The 16780-nt window shown below is 47.6% G+C and carries 29 protein-coding genes and 1 pseudogene; all 30 read right to left on the reverse strand.

Annotated features, from left to right (window positions below; all coding sequences use genetic code 11):
* Positions 1–25: 25 nt before the first annotated feature.
* A complete protein-coding gene (rplQ, locus tag ACP4CD_RS13235; protein WP_426991263.1) occupies positions 26–409 on the reverse strand; it encodes a 50S ribosomal protein L17 in 384 nt (127 codons plus the stop codon).
* Between the two features lie 16 nt (positions 410–425).
* Complete coding sequence (locus ACP4CD_RS13240) at positions 426–1436, reverse strand: DNA-directed RNA polymerase subunit alpha (protein WP_426991264.1); 1011 nt, start codon at positions 1434–1436, stop codon at positions 426–428.
* Between the two features lie 23 nt (positions 1437–1459).
* Positions 1460–2080 carry a 30S ribosomal protein S4 gene (gene rpsD, locus ACP4CD_RS13245; RefSeq protein ID WP_064028892.1) on the reverse strand — a complete coding sequence of 207 codons (621 nt, stop codon included), beginning with the start codon at positions 2078–2080 and terminating at the stop codon, positions 1460–1462.
* Between the two features lie 16 nt (positions 2081–2096).
* Positions 2097–2483, reverse strand: coding sequence for a 30S ribosomal protein S11 (rpsK, locus tag ACP4CD_RS13250; protein WP_064028894.1), 387 nt, complete (start codon positions 2481–2483; stop codon positions 2097–2099).
* A 22-nt stretch (positions 2484–2505) separates the two neighbouring features.
* The gene (gene rpsM / locus ACP4CD_RS13255) at positions 2506–2862 is read right to left on the reverse strand and encodes a 30S ribosomal protein S13 (protein ID WP_064028896.1); all 357 of its coding nucleotides are present in this window, start codon (positions 2860–2862) and stop codon (positions 2506–2508) included.
* Between the two features lie 76 nt (positions 2863–2938).
* Positions 2939–3052, reverse strand: a complete 114-nt coding sequence (rpmJ, locus tag ACP4CD_RS13260; RefSeq protein ID WP_082885534.1) for a 50S ribosomal protein L36 — start codon at positions 3050–3052, stop codon at positions 2939–2941.
* A gap of 19 nt (positions 3053–3071) precedes the next feature.
* On the reverse strand, positions 3072–4397 hold the full coding sequence (gene secY, locus ACP4CD_RS13265; protein WP_175463714.1) for a preprotein translocase subunit SecY: 1326 nt from the start codon (positions 4395–4397) through the stop codon (positions 3072–3074).
* Position 4398: 1 nt separating this feature from the next.
* Positions 4399–4833: a 50S ribosomal protein L15 gene (gene rplO, locus ACP4CD_RS13270; protein ID WP_426991265.1), complete on the reverse strand. Its 435-nt coding sequence runs from the start codon at positions 4831–4833 to the stop codon at positions 4399–4401.
* Complete coding sequence (gene rpmD / locus ACP4CD_RS13275) at positions 4833–5018, reverse strand: 50S ribosomal protein L30 (protein ID WP_064028900.1); 186 nt, start codon at positions 5016–5018, stop codon at positions 4833–4835. The genes rplO and rpmD overlap by 1 nt, the downstream gene beginning before the upstream one ends.
* 4 nt (positions 5019–5022) lie before the next feature.
* Complete coding sequence (rpsE, locus tag ACP4CD_RS13280) at positions 5023–5529, reverse strand: 30S ribosomal protein S5 (protein WP_064028903.1); 507 nt, start codon at positions 5527–5529, stop codon at positions 5023–5025.
* 9 nt (positions 5530–5538) lie between these two features.
* Positions 5539–5892, reverse strand: coding sequence for a 50S ribosomal protein L18 (gene rplR, locus ACP4CD_RS13285; protein ID WP_071158630.1), 354 nt, complete (start codon positions 5890–5892; stop codon positions 5539–5541).
* A gap of 8 nt (positions 5893–5900) precedes the next feature.
* Positions 5901–6434: a 50S ribosomal protein L6 gene (rplF, locus tag ACP4CD_RS13290; RefSeq protein WP_426991266.1), complete on the reverse strand. Its 534-nt coding sequence runs from the start codon at positions 6432–6434 to the stop codon at positions 5901–5903.
* A 17-nt stretch (positions 6435–6451) separates the two neighbouring features.
* Positions 6452–6847, reverse strand: coding sequence for a 30S ribosomal protein S8 (gene rpsH, locus ACP4CD_RS13295; RefSeq protein ID WP_064028911.1), 396 nt, complete (start codon positions 6845–6847; stop codon positions 6452–6454).
* 34 nt (positions 6848–6881) lie between these two features.
* Positions 6882–7187 carry a 30S ribosomal protein S14 gene (gene rpsN, locus ACP4CD_RS13300; protein ID WP_064028913.1) on the reverse strand — a complete coding sequence of 102 codons (306 nt, stop codon included), beginning with the start codon at positions 7185–7187 and terminating at the stop codon, positions 6882–6884.
* 13 nt (positions 7188–7200) lie between these two features.
* Positions 7201–7739, reverse strand: a pseudogene (gene rplE, locus ACP4CD_RS13305) (50S ribosomal protein L5).
* Positions 7740–7751: 12 nt separating this feature from the next.
* Positions 7752–8060 carry a 50S ribosomal protein L24 gene (rplX, locus tag ACP4CD_RS13310; protein WP_426994682.1) on the reverse strand — a complete coding sequence of 103 codons (309 nt, stop codon included), beginning with the start codon at positions 8058–8060 and terminating at the stop codon, positions 7752–7754.
* A gap of 22 nt (positions 8061–8082) precedes the next feature.
* On the reverse strand, positions 8083–8451 hold the full coding sequence (gene rplN / locus ACP4CD_RS13315) for a 50S ribosomal protein L14 (RefSeq protein WP_064028920.1): 369 nt from the start codon (positions 8449–8451) through the stop codon (positions 8083–8085).
* A gap of 24 nt (positions 8452–8475) precedes the next feature.
* On the reverse strand, positions 8476–8739 hold the full coding sequence (rpsQ, locus tag ACP4CD_RS13320) for a 30S ribosomal protein S17 (protein WP_071158632.1): 264 nt from the start codon (positions 8737–8739) through the stop codon (positions 8476–8478).
* Between the two features lie 2 nt (positions 8740–8741).
* A complete protein-coding gene (gene rpmC / locus ACP4CD_RS13325; RefSeq protein WP_064028925.1) occupies positions 8742–8933 on the reverse strand; it encodes a 50S ribosomal protein L29 in 192 nt (63 codons plus the stop codon).
* Positions 8933–9346 carry a 50S ribosomal protein L16 gene (rplP, locus tag ACP4CD_RS13330; RefSeq protein WP_064028927.1) on the reverse strand — a complete coding sequence of 138 codons (414 nt, stop codon included), beginning with the start codon at positions 9344–9346 and terminating at the stop codon, positions 8933–8935. The genes rpmC and rplP overlap by 1 nt, the downstream gene beginning before the upstream one ends.
* Before the next feature lie 19 nt (positions 9347–9365).
* On the reverse strand, positions 9366–10037 hold the full coding sequence (gene rpsC, locus ACP4CD_RS13335) for a 30S ribosomal protein S3 (protein ID WP_071158634.1): 672 nt from the start codon (positions 10035–10037) through the stop codon (positions 9366–9368).
* Positions 10038–10046: 9 nt separating this feature from the next.
* A complete protein-coding gene (gene rplV, locus ACP4CD_RS13340; RefSeq protein WP_071158639.1) occupies positions 10047–10379 on the reverse strand; it encodes a 50S ribosomal protein L22 in 333 nt (110 codons plus the stop codon).
* 9 nt (positions 10380–10388) lie between these two features.
* A complete protein-coding gene (gene rpsS / locus ACP4CD_RS13345; protein WP_064027395.1) occupies positions 10389–10661 on the reverse strand; it encodes a 30S ribosomal protein S19 in 273 nt (90 codons plus the stop codon).
* Positions 10662–10673: 12 nt separating this feature from the next.
* The gene (gene rplB, locus ACP4CD_RS13350) at positions 10674–11501 is read right to left on the reverse strand and encodes a 50S ribosomal protein L2 (RefSeq protein ID WP_064027397.1); all 828 of its coding nucleotides are present in this window, start codon (positions 11499–11501) and stop codon (positions 10674–10676) included.
* A gap of 38 nt (positions 11502–11539) precedes the next feature.
* A complete protein-coding gene (gene rplW, locus ACP4CD_RS13355; RefSeq protein WP_064027399.1) occupies positions 11540–11839 on the reverse strand; it encodes a 50S ribosomal protein L23 in 300 nt (99 codons plus the stop codon).
* Positions 11836–12456 (reverse strand): 50S ribosomal protein L4, encoded by a 621-nt coding sequence (gene rplD, locus ACP4CD_RS13360; protein ID WP_071158636.1) that lies wholly within the window; start codon positions 12454–12456, stop codon positions 11836–11838. Before rplD ends, rplW begins: the two co-directional genes overlap by 4 nt.
* 12 nt (positions 12457–12468) lie before the next feature.
* A complete protein-coding gene (gene rplC / locus ACP4CD_RS13365; protein WP_064027404.1) occupies positions 12469–13110 on the reverse strand; it encodes a 50S ribosomal protein L3 in 642 nt (213 codons plus the stop codon).
* Positions 13111–13140: 30 nt separating this feature from the next.
* The gene (gene rpsJ / locus ACP4CD_RS13370; RefSeq protein ID WP_020484801.1) at positions 13141–13452 is read right to left on the reverse strand and encodes a 30S ribosomal protein S10; all 312 of its coding nucleotides are present in this window, start codon (positions 13450–13452) and stop codon (positions 13141–13143) included.
* Positions 13453–13458: 6 nt separating this feature from the next.
* Positions 13459–14649 carry an elongation factor Tu gene (tuf, locus tag ACP4CD_RS13375; protein WP_281022268.1) on the reverse strand — a complete coding sequence of 397 codons (1191 nt, stop codon included), beginning with the start codon at positions 14647–14649 and terminating at the stop codon, positions 13459–13461.
* A 28-nt stretch (positions 14650–14677) separates the two neighbouring features.
* Positions 14678–16771: an elongation factor G gene (fusA, locus tag ACP4CD_RS13380; RefSeq protein WP_426991268.1), complete on the reverse strand. Its 2094-nt coding sequence runs from the start codon at positions 16769–16771 to the stop codon at positions 14678–14680.
* Positions 16772–16780: the final 9 nt, after the last annotated feature.

Raw genomic sequence — 16780 nt, forward strand, 5'->3', positions numbered from 1 at the left:
CTTTTTTGTACCTTTCGAAACTAGCTTACTCAGCGGACGCCTGAGCCGGCTCAGGCCGATCAACCAATTCGACATAAGCCATCGGCGCGTCGTCCCCGGGCCTAAACCCGCATTTAATGATGCGCAGATAGCCGCCATTTCTAGATTGATAACGGGGCCCCAGTTCGTTAAACAGTTTAGTAACCACATCACGGTCGCGCAGCTTAGAGAAAGCTTGCCTGCGCTTAGCTACTGAATCAACTTTCGAAAGGGTAATCAGAGGTTCAGCAATCATGCGCAACTCTTTGGCTTTCGGCAAAGTAGTTTTAATCAACTCGTGCTTAAACAACGAACAGGCCATATTGCTAAATAGGGCTTTACGGTGGCTACTGTTTTTATTAAGCTGTCTTCCAGATTTACGGTGTCTCATTTTTATGCCTTATATTTCAAATGCCTGATTGTGACTGATCGGCCAAATTCTCTGGCGGCCAGTTTTCAAGCCTCATACCTAGCGACAGACCTTTAATGGCCAAGATATCCTTGATTTCGGTAAGCGATTTTTTTCCCAAGTTAGGGGTACGCAATAGCTCAACTTCGGTGCGCTGTATAAGATCCCCAATGTAGAAAATATTCTCTGCCTTCAAACAGTTTGCAGACCTTACGGTCAACTCCAGATCGTCTACTGGACGCAATAGGATAGGGTCGAAGGTTTCTTCTTCGATAACAACTTCTTCTTCCACCCTTTCGTTAACTTTCTCGAAATCAACAAAAACCGACAATTGATCATGGAGAATGGAAGCAGCTAACTTAATAGCCTGCTCTGGATCAACTGTGCCGTTCGTTTCCAGTTCGATTACTAACCGATCCAGGTTCGTGCGCTGCTCAACACGCGTACTCTCGACGTGGTATGCAACCTTAACAATCGGGCTAAATGACGAGTCGACCATCAAAACGCCAACCGGGGCGTCTTCATTTTGTTCCTTTCTAATGCTGGCGGGTACGTAACCGCGACCACGCTCAACCTTAATTTTGACGTTCAGCGCGCATTCCGGTTGCGTGATATTGGCGATCACCAACTCAGGATTTATGATCTCAACATTATGGGGCAAATCGATGTCGCCAGCCGAAACAGAACCAACTCCTTTCTTGGAGAGAGTCAACGTGACTTCGTCCCGAGAATGCACTACCACCGCAAGCTTTTTCAAATTCAAAATGATGTCGATGACGTCTTCTTGAACTCCTTCCAGCGTAGTAAACTCGTGCAAAACGCCTTCGATCGAGATTTCGGTAACCGCGCAACCGGGTATAGACGACAACATGACACGGCGCAACGCGTTACCCAAAGAATGCCCAAAACCGCGCTCTAAAGGCTCAATAACGATTCTTGAGTGGTTGGCCGTTTCGTTAACAACCTCGACTAGTCTGGGTTTTAAAAGGCCGCCAATAGAACTCTGCATAGATTAAATCCTGGACTTATTTTTTACTTGGAGTAAAGCTCGACAACCAACTGTTCGTTGATGTCCGAACCCAAATCGATACGATCTGGTACGGATTTGAACACACCGCTCATTTCTTTAGCGTTCACTTCTACCCAAGCCGGGAACCCGTATTGTTCAGCGACGACCAACGCATCTTTAATGCGTTGCTGAGTTTTTGACTTTTCCCTGATTTTGATTTGGTCGCCAACCGAGACTTGAAACGACGGAATGTTGATCAACTTGTCATTCACAATTACCGCTTTGTGAGATACCAGTTGACGGGCCTCAGCGCGGGTAGCCGCGTAACCCATTCTGTAAACCACGTTATCCAAGCGGCTTTCCAGGAAATTCAGCAAGTTCTGACCAGTCGCGCCTTTCTTTTGGTCTGCGGCTTTATAGTAATTTCTAAATTGTTTTTCCAGGACGCCGTAAATTCTGCGCAACCGTTGCTTCGCCCTTAACTGCAGCGCGTAGTCGGAGTTTCTTGTACGTTTAGCGCCATGCTGCCCGGGTCGTTGATCTAACTTACATTTGGCCTCTAGAGATTTACCTCTACTTTTCAAAAATAAATCAGTACCTTCCCTACGGCTCAGTTTACAAGCAGGGCCAAGATATCTTGCCATTGTTTACTCCACTATCCTAAACGCGACGTTTTTTTGGTGGACGGCAGCCATTATGAGGAATGGGAGTGACGTCCACGATGTTTGAAATTTTAAAACCCATGCTGTTAAGCGACCGAACAGCCGACTCTCTTCCGGGTCCGGGCCCCTTAATCATGACATCGAGGTTTTTCATGCCATATTCCTGAGCAACAGCGCCAGCCTTTTCGGCGGCTACCTGAGCAGCGAAGGGTGTACTCTTTCTGGATCCGCGAAAGCCTGAGCCTCCGGACGTCGCCCAAGACAGCGCATTGCCTTTGCGATCAGTTATAGTAACAATAGTGTTGTTGAACGAAGCATGGACATGAGCTATGCCATCAGCGACTTCTTTCTTAACACGCTTTTTTACTCGATTTTGGGTTGCCATCTAACTTGCCTTTCTGGAAATCTTACTTGGTAACTGGTTTTCTAGGACCTTTACGAGTCCTGGCATTGGTTCTGGTTCGCTGCCCTCTGAGAGGCAGCCCACGCCGATGCCTGATCCCGCGATAGCAGCCCAAATCCATCAAACGCTTAATATTCATAGACACTTCACGACGCAAGTCGCCTTCTACAGTCATACCTGAAATGACTTTCCGGATTGCTTCAACTTGTTCTTCGGTCAAGTCTTTAATTTTAACGGTTGGCAACACCCCGATTTGATCGCAGATGTTTCTAGCAGTCTGCCTGCCAATCCCATAAATCGCTGTTAACGCGATCTCCGCATGCTTATGGTCAGCCACGTTAATACCGGCAATACGAGCCATTCAGATACTCCAAACACAGTGCTATTAGGTTAAACGGAGGATTATATCACTCCGAAAAATAAATCACAAAAACAAATTAGCCTTGACGCTGTTTATGACGTCCGTCCTTGCAAATCACGCGGACCACACCATTTCTCTTGATCACTTTACAACTTTTACAGATAGTTTTTATTGAGGCGCGCACTTTCATCGCTGACTCCTAAATTAAGTTAAGACTTTTTCAAATTGGCTTTTTTCATTAATCCTTCGTATTGCTGCGACATCAAATGCGTTTGCATCTGCGATATGAAATCCATCACAACCACGACGATAATCAGCAAAGAAGTACCGCCAAAGGAAAAAGGAACATTCCAATATACAATTAAAAACTCGGGTAACAAGCAAATTAGAGTGATATAAACCGCTCCGATTAATGTCAACCGGGTCATGACTTTATCGATATAGTGCGTTGTGTGCTGGCCTGGCCGAATACCTGGAAGATAAGCCCCGGACTTTTTCAGATTCTCAGCTGTTTCTTTCGAATTGAACACCAACGCTGTGTAGAAAAAACAGAAAAAAACGATAGCAATAGCGTAGCAAAGCACATAAATGGGTTGTCCTGGAGACAACACCGAAGAAATGTCTTGCAACCAGGCAAATCCATCGACGTTTCCGAACCAACCGGCTATAGTGGCTGGAAACAGAATAATGCTGGACGCGAAGATAGGCGGTATCACCCCGGCCATGTTCAACTTTAGAGGAAGAAAGGAGCTTTGACCGCCGTAAACCTTATTCCCTTGCTGACGTTTTGGGTAGTTGATTGTGATACGCCTTTGCCCTCGCTCTACAAAGACGACAATCCCCGTAACTATGATTGCGAGTACGAACAACAGCACGATAAAAGCACCATTCATTTCGCCAGTTCTCGCAAGCTCAAGAGTCCCTCCGATAGCCGACGGCAATCCGGAAACAATACCTGCGAATATAAGCAGGGATATGCCATTACCTATGCCGCGCTCGGTTACTTGCTCGCCTAGCCACATCAAAAATATCGTGCCAGTGACCAGCGTAATTGTGGTTACCACGACGAACCCGATACCCGGCTGTATAACGACAGCCAAACCGCCCGCCGTCTGATTCTGTAACGCGACAGAAATCCCTACCGATTGAAACATAGCCAACACTACCGTGCCGTAGCGGGTATACTGAGAAATCTTACGACGACCGGATTCACCCTCCTTCTTTAACTGCTCCATCGCAGGAATGACTATTGTCATCAGCTGCATAATAATAGAGGCTGAAATGTAGGGCATGATCCCTAAGGCGAATAAACTGAGCCGCATCAAAGCCCCGCCAGAGAACATGTTAAACATGTTCAATATAGAACCCGATTGCTGCTCAAACATGGTAGCAAGCGCTTTAGGATCGATGCCTGGCACGGGAATATGAGCGCCTACGCGATACACCACGAAAGCACCCAAGACAAACAACAACCGCGATTTTAACTCCGCAAACCGAAACGTGCCGGCTGCCACATCAAACCCTTTCGCACTCACGTTACGCCTCTACTTTGCCGCCAGCAGCTTCGATAGTTAATACCGCACCCGCCGTTACAGCCAACCCTTTAACCGTAAAAACACGATTAACAACGCCAGTGTTCACGACTTTGACTTTTTTTGTGAAAACAGGGACAACGTTGTTCGCAATTAAGACCTGGATATCAACGATATCATCAGTAAGCGAATTGATTTCTGACAACCTTACTTCAGAGGTAAATTTCTTAAGATGAGACGTGAATCCGACTTTAGGCAAACGACGCTGCAATGGCATCTGACCGCCCTCGAAGCCAACTTTGTGAAAACCGCCAGCCCGTGCTTTTTGACCTTTATGCCCTCTTCCGCAAGTCTTACCATCAGTACAGCCGATACCGCGGCCCACACGTTTGGCTTTTTTTCTAGCACCTTCGGATGCTTGGATAGTATTTAAAAACATTAGACTTCCTCGACCTTAACCATGTACGCGACCTTATTAATCATGCCGCGGTTCTCAGGGGTATCGATGACTCGCACAGTCTGCCTAATTTTTCTCAGCCCAAGCCCTTTCAAACACTCTTGGTGATTTTTCAAGCGACCGTTCTTGCTTTTGGTCATCGTGACGCTCAATACTTTGTCAGACATTTACTTATCCTGTTATTTGTTCAACGGATAGGCCACGTTTAGCGGCGATCTGCTTGGCATCTTTCATCGAGGTCAACCCGTTAATAGTCGCTCTAACGACGTTAATCGGGTTACTGGTACCGATGCATTTTGCCAATACATTGTGCACGCCAACCACTTCAAACACAGCTCGCATAGCACCGCCGGCAATAATACCGGTACCGTCCGAAGCCGGTTGCATGTAAACCTTCGCAGCCCCCGTATCTGACATGACGGAATATTGCAACGTGCCGTTAATAAGCGCGACTTTGCGCATGTTCTTTCTGGCTTGCTCCAGCGATTTTTGAATGGCGACCGGAACTTCGCGCGCTTTGGAAACCCCGTAGCCAACACGGCCATCGCCGTCGCCAACCACGGTCAGAGCTGCAAAGCCGAATACCCGTCCGCCTTTCACTACTTTTGCAACCCGCCTTACCGATACGAGTTTTTCCTGTAATCCGTCTGTACTACCTTGAGATGGTGCTGTTGCCATGATAACCCCTTAAAACTTCAGTCCGGCTTCGCGGGCGGCATCAGCAAGTGCCTTTACGCGACCGTGATATTTAAAACCCGAACGGTCAAACGCGACTTCGGTGACGCCAGCAGCCAACGCTCTTTCAGCGACTACGCGCCCAACTTCAGATGCGGCTTTAATATTGCTCGTGTTGGATAACGCGCTCTTAATATCGCCTTGAACCGTAGAAGCGGCGGCCAATGTGGACTTTCCGTCCGCACTCAAGACTTGCGCATAAATGTGCTGAGAAGTGCGGTGTATTGTTAGCCTATTAACGTTCAGAGCTTTAATTTTAGAGCGTAAGCGCAACGCTCTTTTCATTCTTGATGACTTTTTATCCATCACTTCACCTATTTCTTCTTAGCTTCTTTGCGAGCGACATATTCATCGGCGATTCTCACTCCTTTGCCTTTGTAGGGCTCCGGTGGACGTAACGCTCTAATTTCAGAAGCGACTTGTCCAACTCGTTGTTTATCGCGACCTTTAACCAGTAGCTCCGTTTGAGTTGGCGCCTCGATAGTAATCCCGTCAGGAATCGGATATTCGACTGGGTTGGAATAACCGAGCGCTAGTGTTAGTAGGCTCTCTTTAACCTGAGCCCGATAACCAACACCAACTAAAAGCATTTTTTTAACAAAGCCGTCCGAAACTCCCACGACCATATTGCTAATAGAAGCTCTCGTCGTGCCCGCATGCGCTTTCGCGCCTTTGCAATCGGCATCCCACTTCACTCGGATAAGATTATCCTGCAATTCTAAGTCAACAGCATCGTTCAAAGTAAAGGCTAATTCACCCAGCTTACCTTTAACTAACATGTTTTTTCCGTCCAATTTGATTTCTACACCGGCTGGGACGGTAACCGGCGAATTTGCGACTCGCGACATAACTTACCTCGGAATGATTAGCAAACGGTGCAGATAATTTCGCCGCCGTGACCGATCGCGCGCGCCGCTCTGTCAGTCATAACACCGCTGGATGTAGAAACGATAGCAATGCCCAATCCGCCCAATACTTTTGGCAATTGGTCTTTTGATCGGTAGATACGCAAGCCGGGACGACTAATACGCTTTACATTTTCGATTACAGGGACGCCGTTGTGATATTTTAAATCAACGGTCATTTCGGTATGCGTACCGTTAACCTCGGTTTTATAATCGCTAATGTAGCCTTCTTCCTTCAAAACTTTTGCGATTGCCAATTTAAGTTTCGACGAAGGTACTTTGACGCTTTTTTTGCCAGCCGCTTGACCATTTCTTATCCTGGTCAGCATGTCTGCAATTGGATCTGTCATGCTCATAAATTAATCTCCAAAAACTCTTTTATAACCGGACTTACCAGCTTGCTTTAGTCAAACCAGGAACGTCACCGCGCATGGCGGCTTCCCTTAATTTGTTCCGACCGAGTCCGAATTTACGGTAGAAACCGTGCGGACGCCCGGTCAAGTTACAACGGTTGCGTAACCGCGACTTGCTGGAGTCTCTTGGTAGTTTTTGAAGTTGTAATTGAGCAGCCTCTTTTTCGTCAAACGAAGAACCAGGCGAACGAATAATTTCTTTTAACTCTTTTCTTTTTGTGTCGAATTTTTTAATCAAACCAGCGCGCTTCGATTCGCGCGCTATCATGGATTTTTTAGCCATTATCGTTGCGCCTCTAGTTTTTGAATGGAAAATTGAAAAGTTTCAACAGCGCCAAGCCTTCTTCATCTGTTTGCGCCGTTGTCGTAATGCAAATATCCATACCGCGAAGTGCATCGATCTTGTCGTAGTCGATTTCGGGGAAAATGATTTGCTCTTTAATACCCAGAGAATAGTTTCCACGCCCGTCGAAACTTTTAGAACTCATACCGCGAAAATCGCGAATCCTAGGAATTGATATTGTAATCAAGCGATCTAAAAATTCGTACATGCGATCCGCCCGCAATGTAACCTTACAACCAATCGGCATATCGTCCCTAATTTTGAACCCGGCGATTGATTTTCGAGCTAAAGTAACTACGGCTTTTTGACCTGAAATTTTTTCCATGTCCGCCACAGCGGATTGCAACACTTTTTTATCTGCGATGGCACCGCCAACGCCCATATTCAACGTGATTTTGGTCAACTTAGGAACTTGCATAACGCTTTTGTAACCGAACTGGTTCACCAAAGCCGGAACGATTTCCTCTTTGTATTTTTTTCTAATCTAGCCATTTTTAATTACCCTTAGAGCTCGACGTTCTCGTTTGTAGACTTAAAAAATCTGACTTTCTTTCCATCATCAAGGACTTTAAAGCCGACACGATCGCCTTTCTTTGTTTTTGGGTTATAAAGGGCTACATTTGAAATATGGACCGGCAAATTCTTATCGACGATTCCGCCGGAAACGCCCAAATTCGGATTTCCACGCTGATGTTTCTTTACCACATTTATCCCATCAACCAGGACTTTTTCGTTATCCAGGATTTTCGCAACTTTTCCTAGCTTACCCTTGTCTTTGCCGACGATGACAATTACTTCGTCGCCTTGTTTAATTTTTGCATCTGTAAACCCTCGCTTATAGGACTTCTGGCGCCAATGAAATAATTTTCATAAACTTTTCGCCCCTAAGTTCACGCGTAACAGGTCCAAAGATGCGGGTGCCGATCGGTTGTAGTTGGTTATTCAAAATGACCGCAGCGTTGCCGTCGAAACGGATGACAGAGCCATCGGAACGGCGCACACCTCGTTTGGTGCGCACAACCAACGCGTTATAGACGTCGCCCTTTTTTACGCGAGTTCTTGGCATGGCATCTTTTACACTCACCTTTATAATATCGCCAATTCCGGCGTACCGGCGGTGAGACCCGCCTAGAACTTTGATACACATGACCTTTTTTGCGCCGCTATTATCGGCGACGTCAAGGCTAGTTTGCATCTGAATCATTTTTAAATTCCCAACTTATTTAAATTATTTGCCTGAAGACTCAACTACTTCCAGCAACGTAAAAGATTTCCGCTTTGAAATAGGGCGACACGAGGCTATTGCGACGATGTCTCCCTCTTGGCAGAGGTTATTTTCGTCGTGCACCAGCAACTTAGTCGAGCGTTTTATATATTTACCGTAAACTGGATGCTTAACCAATCGTTCTACTAGAACCGACGCTGTTTTATCCATTTTGTTGCTCACGACGCGTCCCGTTACCTTGCGTACGCCATCTACATTTTCGTTCATATTTAAGCCCGCGCCATTTCGCCAAGAATAGTATTGATCCGCGCGATGTCCCTTCTGACTTGCCTTACTTGGCTGGATTTGGAGAGTTGACCAGTGCCTTTTTGCATCCGCAGGTTGAATTGTTCTCTGGACAGCTCCAGTAGATTTGTCAGGAGTTCGTCTTTTGTTTTGGTTCGTAATTCTGACGCTTTCATTACATTATTGTCCGTGCAGAGAAAGTAGTTTTTACCGGCAATTTCGCGGCCGCTAGCTGAAATGCTTCCCTAGCCATCTCCTCGGAAACACCCTCAATTTCAAACAGCATGGTACCAGGCTTAATTTGAGCGACCCAGTATTCCACGCTACCTTTACCTTTACCCATCCGAACTTCTAATGGCTTTTTGGTGATAGGCTTATCGGGAAAGATTCTGATCCAAATCTTTCCTCCACGTTTTACGTGCCGACTAATCGCCCGACGTGCCGCCTCGATTTGACGGGCGGTCATTCTACCACGACTTAACGCCTTTAAGCCATATTCGCCAAAGCTAACAGACGAACCCCGCAAGGCTGTGCCGTTATTTCTGCCGGTATGTTGTTTTCGAAATTTTGTTCTTTTCGGTTGAAGCATGTCTAATTTACTCCTTCAACTACTTCTTATTTTCGGCATTTAAAGAGGCTGTATGGGCGTCCATATCGAACACCTCACCTTTAAATATCCAGACTTTTATACCGATAATGCCGTAAGTCGTTTTCGCCTCGGCGGTACCGTAATCAATATCGGCTCGCAACGTATGAAGAGGAACTCGACCTTCGCGATACCACTCGGTTCTAGCGATCTCCGCACCATTTAACCGTCCAGCGACTGTAATTTTGATACCCTCGGCACCTAAACGCATTGTGTTCGTAACGGCTCTTTTCATAGCTCGGCGGTACATAATTCGTTTTTCGAGTTGCTGAGCGATACTTTCCGCTACCAAATAAGCATCTAGTTCAGGTTTCCGAATCTCTTCCACATTTAACTGAACCGGAACGCCCATCATTGCGGAAATATTTTGTCGCAAAATATCGATGTCTTCGCCCTTCTTGCCGATAACAATACCAGGCCGCGCAGTATGCACAGTAATGTTCGCGTTGTTCGCCGGACGATTTATCTGAACGCGACTAACTGAAGCGTGCGCAAGCTTTTGTTTTATGTATTCGCGAACCTTAAGATCTTGCAGCAGCAGTACAGGGTAGTTCTGGCTATTTGCGTACCATCTAGAAGTCCAATCTTTTACAATCCCGAGACGAATCCCAGTGGGATGTACTTTTTGTCCCATTTTCTACCTCTATTTCTCTGCTACTTTAATGGTTATATGGCAAGTCCTTTTCAGGATATGGTTTGCACGCCCTTTAGCTCTTGCACTTACGCGTTTTAACGTCCTGCCTTCATTCACGAAGACCGTCGATACTTTCAGCTCGTCGACATCGGCATTTTCGTTATGCTCTGCATTCGCAATTGCCGATTCCAAAACCTTCTTAACAATTGCGGCGGCTTTCTTTGAGCTGAAATTCAACAGGTTTAGCGCTTTTTCAACCGGCAAACCGCGAATCTGATCGCCAACCAATCTTGCCTTCTGAGCAGACAGCGGAGCGTTACTCAATTTTGCTGATACTTCCACATTCACTCCTTATCTCGATTTCTTGTCAGCAATATGGCCCTTGTAGGTTCTCGTTGGCGAAAACTCACCCAACTTGTGACCAACCATATTTTCGGTAATCAAGACCGGCACGTGTAGTTTTCCGTTATGAACCGCTATGGTCAGCCCCAACATCTCAGGACTAATCATCGACCTTCTAGACCAGGTTTTAATCGGTTTCCTATTATTCGTTCGAACCGCTTCGTCTACTTTCTTCAACAAGTGGTGATCGATAAATGGACCTTTTTTAATTGAACGTGGCACGTCAGATACCTCTTATTTTTGCTTACGGCGTCTGACAATCATATTGTCAGTACGTTTGTTTTTGCGCGTTTTATAACCCTTAGTAGGGGTACCCCAGGGTGATACCGGGTGTCTACCACCGGAAGTGCGCCCTTCACCGCCACCATGGGGATGATCGACCGGGTTCATTGCGACACCGCGCACTGTCGGGCGAACACCTCTCCATCTCTTCGCACCGGCTTTCCCTAACGAAATCAAGTTATGTTCGGAGTTAGATACTTCGCCGACGACACCCTTGCAATCTGCGGAGACCTTACGCATCTCACCGGATCGCAGGCGAACTGTAACGTAGGCGCCGTCTTTCGCGACCAATTGCACCGACGTTCCGGCGCTCCGGGCGATTTGAGCTCCTTTACCCGGCCGCAACTCTACGCAGTGCAAAGTCGTGCCAAGTGGCATGTTCCGCAATGGCATGCAATTGCCTGGTTTAACTGGCGTTGTTTCGGCACTCAGTATTTCTTGACCCAGCTCAATGCCTTTGGGCGCGATAATATAGCGGCGCTCACCGTCTTTAAATAACACCAACGCGATATTCGCAGTCCGATTTGGGTCATATTCGATCCGTTCAACAACAGCCGGAATGTCTGTCTTGTTGCGTTTGAAATCTATGATACGGTAGAACTTTTTGTGTCCTCCGCCGATGTGGCGCGTGGTGATTCGCCCCATGTTATTACGACCGCCAGTATTCCCTTTTTTGTCCAGTAGTTGCGCAAATGGCTTACCCTTATGCAAATCATTATTTTGTACACGCACTACAAACCGAGAACCTGGAGATGTCGGCTTTGATTTCAGAATAGCCATGCTCTTCTACCGCTCCTAATTAACCTAATTAAAACTTACTATGCCGTTGCCAATTCGATGCTATGACCGGATTCAAGCTTTATGTATGCTTTTTTCCAATCAGAGCGTTTACCGATACTGCGTCCAAATCTCTTTATTTTTCCTTTCACGTTCAAAACCCGAACTGATTCGACTTTTACATTGAACATGAGCTCGACCGCCTGCTTTACTTGTAGTTTGCTAGCAGTTTTTTGAACCTTAAAGACGAACTGGTTGTTTTGATCCGCAGCGTTTGTGCTTTTTTCTGAAATGATTGGGGCCTGCAGCACATTTGCTAGCTTAATTTTTTGAGCACTCATGCCAATCGCTCCTCAATTTGTTTCAACGCCGCCGCAGTGGCAATGACTTTGTCAGCCGAAACCAAAGACACCGGATCGACGCTGGTCGGTGTTACAACTGCGACATAAGGAATATTCCGGGCAGCAAGAATCAGATTTTCGTTCAAATCCTCAGCCACTACTAGTAGACGTTTGACCTCGATCCCGCTGATTTTTTTCAGGAACTCTTTGGTCTTTGGCACGGCAGGAGTGAGGTCATCGCAAACCGCAAGACGCCCCTGTCTTAAAAGCTCTGAAAAGATTGAGCGTATGCCTACTTTGTACATCTTCTTGTTCAACTTTTGGTCGTACGAACGCGGCTGGGCGGCAAATGTAACACCGCCTGTCCGCCAAATTGGGCTGCGAGTGCTACCAACGCGTGCACGTCCAGTGCCTTTTTGCCGCCACGGCTTAGCGCAGCCTCCGCTCACGTCCGAGCGAGTCTTTTGCGCTTTTGTTCCGGCCCTAGCCCCAGCCATGTATTTGGTTACCAGTTGATGCACCAGCGTCTCGTTGTATTCTTGACCGAATACGGCTTCAGAGACATCGAGCGCTTGAGCTGCGTCTCCACCGTTTATTGCAGGTATTTGCAAACTCATAAATTAACCTTATTAACCTTTCTTGACTGCTGGTGTGATGACGACATCACCGCCCTTAGCACCGGGTACAGCGCCTCTAACGAGTATTAACCCCCTTTCAGAGTCAATAGAATGAACCGTCAGGTTTTGTACCGTGGTTTTCACCGCACCCATCTGACCGCACATTTTCTTGCCCTTGAAAACCCGTCCAGGGGTCTGATTCATACCATTCGAACCGGGTACGCGGTGAGATCGCGAGTTACCGTGCGTTGCATCCTGAGTACGGAAGTTATGCCTTTTAACCGTACCGGCAAAACCTTTACCGATACTTGTGCCGGACACGTCCACTTTTTGTCCGGCTTCAAAAACATTTACGTCCAAAGATGCGCCGGGAGCCAAATCGACACCTTGTTCGTCGCTCAGCCGAAACTCCCACAAACCCCTACCCGCTGTAACGTTGGCAGATGCATAGTGACCGGCCATTGCTCTATTGACTTTCGAAGACTTGATATCGCCCGCAGCAACTTGAACCGCACGATACCCATCTTTTTCGATACTTTTCACTTGTATGACCCTATTCGAGTCAATTTGGAGCACAGTTACTGGTACCGCTGAACCGTCTTCGCAAAAAATCCGGGTCATACCACATTTACGACCAATAAGACCTATTGACATCTGCCAATCCTCAAAATTATTACTTACTGCTTATTTCAGCTTGATTTGTACATCTACGCCAGCCGCCAGATCCAACTTCATCAAGGCATCGACAGTTTTATCGGTTGGCTCGACTATATCAAGCAACCGCTTATAAGTTCTCAACTCGTACTGGTCGCGCGCATCTTTGTTAACGTGAGGCGAAATAAGTACTGTGAATCTTTCTTTTCTAGTAGGCAAAGGAATCGGACCCTTAACTTGGGCGCCAGTCCGCTTCGCTGTCTCTACTATCTCTCCGGCGGATTGATCGATGAGTTTATGATCGAATGCCTTTAATTGGATTCTGATAGTTTGATTTGCCATGGTTAATTACTCGATGATAGAAGCCACGACGCCGGCACCCACGGTGCGACCGCCTTCGCGAATTGCAAAGCGCAGACCGTCTTCCATCGCGATCGGTGAGATCAATTTGACGGTGACGGAGATGTTGTCGCCAGGCATCACCATTTCGACGCCTTCCGGCAATTCAACCGCGCCTGTGACATCGGTGGTACGGAAGTAAAATTGCGGCCGATAGCCGTTGAAAAATGGCGTATGACGACCACCCTCTTCCTTGGACAGCACGTAAATTTCGGCTTTAAAGTGCGAGTGTGGCTTGATGCTGTTCACGTGAGCCAGAACTTGACCGCGTTCGACGTCGTCGCGTTTGGTGCCACGCAACAAGACACCTACGTTGTCGCCCGCTTGGCCTTGATCGAGCAGTTTGCGGAACATTTCTACACCGGTACAGGTGGTTTTCTGCGTGTCGCGAATGCCGACGATCTCGACCTCTTCACCCACTTTAATAATCCCACGCTCTACACGACCGGTAACGACGGTACCGCGGCCTGAAATCGAGAAGACGTCTTCGATCGGCATCAAGAATTTGCCGTCGATCGCGCGCTCTGGTTCAGGGATATAGCTGTCCAGTGCTTCAACCAGCTTGACGACGGATTGCACGCCGATTTCGCTTTGATCGCCTTCCAACGCTTTCAGCGCGGAGCCGATAATGATGGGGGTGTCGTCGCCGGGGAATTCGTATTGATTCAACAATTCGCGAATTTCCATTTCAACCAGCTCGATCAGCTCCGCGTCGTCGACCATGTCGGCTTTATTCAGGAACACCACGATGTACGGAACGCCGACCTGACGAGACAGCAGGATATGCTCGCGGGTTTGCGGCATCGGACCGTCGGCGGCCGAGCAAACCAAAATCGCGCCATCCATTTGAGCGGCGCCGGTAATCATGTTTTTGACGTAGTCGGCGTGACCCGGGCAGTCTACGTGTGCGTAGTGGCGTGACGCAGACTCGTATTCAACGTGCGAGGTCGAAATAGTAATACCGCGCGCACGCTCTTCTGGCGCATTGTCAATTTGATCGAAAGCTTTTGCTTCACCGCCTTGCAGTTCCGCCATTACTTTCGTCAACGCGGCGGTCAACGTGGTTTTTCCGTGGTCGACGTGACCAATCGTGCCCACGTTTACGTGCGGTTTCTTTCTTTCAAATTTTTCTTTTGCCATGACTCGATACCTGATATTTATAAAAAATTTAAGATACTTTTCTAATAATCGCTTCCGCTATATGCGCAGGTGCTTCGTTATATCTTTCAAACTGCATACTGTAGGTTGCTCTACCTTGCGTGGCCGAGCGCAAATCGGTTGCGTAGCCAAACATTTCCGAGAGCGGCACTTCACAACTAATTACCTTACCAGCCGGTACGTCTTCCATGCCGTGAATAACCCCTCTGCGCCGGTTAACGTCACCAACGACTTCCCCCATATAATCCTCTGGAGTGACTACTTCCACTTTCATAATGGGTTCCAGCAATACAGGATTTGCAGCCTTAGCTCCATCCCTGAAACACATAGACCCTGCTATCTTGAAAGCCATTTCATTCGAATCGACATCATGATACGAACCATCGAACAAAGTAACCTTGACGTCCACCATTGGGAAACCAGCGAGTACGCCGTTTTCCATTTGCTCTTGAATACCTTTATCTACCGCAGGGATATACTCTTTAGGAACGGCCCCACCTACAACGCCGTTTACGAACTCATAGCCGCTACCAGCCGCCTTGGGCTCCAACTTGAGCCACACGTGACCGTACTGCCCTTTGCCGCCGGTCTGTCGAATAAATTTACCCTCGCACTCCAAGGACTTACGTATCGTTTCCCTGTACGCCACCTGCGGTGCGCCGACATTAGCTTCGACATTAAATTCGCGCCGCATCCGATCGACAATGATCTCGAGATGAAGCTCCCCCATGCCCGCTATTAGCGTTTGCCCGGACTCCGGATCGGAACTCACCCGAAACGACGGATCTTCCTGCGCCAGCTTTGCCAACGCATTGCCCATCTTATCTTGATCGGCTTTGGTTTTCGGTTCTACCGCAACAGAGATTACCGGCTCAGGAAACTCCATACGCTCCAGCAAAATGGGATGCGCCATATCGCAGAACGTATCACCGGTAGTAACCTCTTTTAATCCAATTACGGCGGCGATGTCGCCGGCTCGAACTTCGCCAATCTCTTCCCGACTATTGGCGTGCATTTGAACGATGCGTCCTATTCGTTCACGCTTGCCTTTTGCAACATTCAAAACCGCATCACCGGACTTTAAAACACCAGAATAAATCCGCAGGAACGTCAACATTCCAACATATGGATCAGTGGCGATTTTAAAAGCCAGGGCGGAAAAAGGCTCGTCGTCACTCGGGTGACGCGTAGCATCTAATTCTTCGTTTACGTGGCCGACCACAGCATCAATGTCTGCGGGCGATGGCAAATAGTCAATGATACCATCTAACACACACTGAACGCCTTTGTTTTTAAAGGCGGAGCCACAATACGCCGGAACAATTTTATTTTTTAGCGTTTGCGCTCTGATACCTAACTTAATATCCTGATTGCTTAAAAAGCCTTGCTCGAGATATTTATCCATAAACTCCTCGGACGCCTCGGCGGCCGCTTCAAGCAACTTTTCCCGCCACTCAACTGCTTGAACAACCATGTCCGCAGGAATTTCCCCTTGTTGAAATTTCAACCCCATACTGGCATCGTCCCAGTACACAGCTTTCATCTCAATAAGATCAACAATCCCTTTAAAGCCGTCCTCTACGCCTATTGGGAGCTGCATCGCGACCGCATTACTCCCTAATCGTCCCTTTATCTGCTCTAATACTCGATAAAAGTCAGCCCCGGTGCGATCCATTTTATTCACGAATGCCAAACGGGGAACGTGATATTTGTTAGCTTGCCGCCAAACTGTCTCGGACTGAGGCTCCACACCTCCTACCGCACAGAACACCGCACAAGCGCCGTCCAACACCCTAAGAGACCGCTCAACTTCAATCGTAAAGTCAACGTGCCCTGGCGTGTCGATAATATTGATTCTGTGCTCGGAATGCTGCTTCCACATTCCAGACCAAAAACACGTTGTCGCCGCTGACGTAATCGTGATGCCCCGCTCTTGCTCTTGAGCCATCCAATCCATTGTCGCGGCGCCGTCATGCACTTCGCCGATCTTATGCGAAACCCCTGTGTAAAACAGAACACGCTCGGTAGTGGTCGTCTTCCCGGCATCAATGTGGGCCATTATGCCTATATTTCGATAACGCTCTATAGGCGTTTTGCGAACCACGTTATCACC

The organism is Methylomonas stagni (genome assembly GCF_050154735.1).
Classification (GTDB): Bacteria; Pseudomonadota; Gammaproteobacteria; order Methylococcales; family Methylomonadaceae; genus Methylomonas; species Methylomonas koyamae_A.